This is a genomic window from Halorubrum sp. Atlit-26R (genome assembly GCF_003666015.1).
Taxonomy (GTDB): Archaea; Halobacteriota; Halobacteria; order Halobacteriales; family Haloferacaceae; genus Halorubrum.
Window position 1 is genome coordinate 1 of record NZ_QPLT01000126.1, and the last position, 943, is coordinate 943.

The 943-nt window shown below is 58.3% G+C and carries 1 protein-coding gene; it reads left to right on the plus strand.

The window, feature by feature from the left end; genetic code table 11:
• The first annotated feature begins 211 nt into the window (after positions 1–211).
• Positions 212–877, plus strand: a complete 666-nt coding sequence (locus tag DVK07_RS19700) for a hypothetical protein (RefSeq protein WP_121598530.1) — start codon at positions 212–214, stop codon at positions 875–877.
• Positions 878–943: the final 66 nt, after the last annotated feature.

The window sequence follows — 943 nt, forward strand, 5'->3', positions numbered from 1 at the left end:
CAAGCCGATAGCGACGCCGTGCTGGACCACCAGGACCGCCAGCAATTCTACCGCATCGTACAGCAGTGGGCTGAATCGAATGACGTACCGATCGAATGGAACGCCAAAGCCCTGAGCAAGGAGCTACGCCGACGATGACACCTTACACCACATCACGCTCGACAGTAGTACAGCCCGTCCGACCAAAGAACCGTGCTCCGGGAGTGATTCGATGACAGACAGTACGGAAGGGACGCCAGCCGCAGATGTCGATTCGTGCGTCCGAATCGGGAGTATCGTCTCCTCGAATAGCCATCTGGACTACGTCGTCGAAGTGTTCAAAGAACGGGACTGTGATCGCCCCCCGGAACTCCACGAGCGGGAATTCGGTCAACCGGTGTTCATCAAGAAGACGATTGACGGGACTGAACACGCAGTGATGGGCGTCATTTACGCCACGCAACTGGTCGACCCTGACCAGGGACGAACAGGACCTCGGCTAGCGCAAGACGATCAGGCGCAGTTCACACCAGGCTACATCGAGGAACGTACGACTCTCGCTGGTGTGGCGCTGCTCGGCACGGCGACAATCACTGACGACCGGATTATTGTAGACCCGTCACATCAAATGCCGCGCTGGACCCTGGAAGTCGAAGATACCGTCTACCACTGCCCGGATGAACTCACGGCTAAGTTCCACACCGTCGACGGTCAACTCCAGTTAGCATACGTCGACCGCCTCGTCGACATCGCGGGAGATCTCGGCGCAGAGGTCATCGTCGCGCTCATCAACCGGCTCCGAAGCACGCTACCAGACGATGATACGAACCAGCGCGTGTTGGACGTGGTCGAGCAGAATATCCAGTGGCAAGCGCGCGAGCGGCGTGGGGTGGTCTAATGTCGGGACGAACTTCAGCGATTGGAACTGTCGCTGGACCAGGCGAGGATCCGAATGAATTCGTGT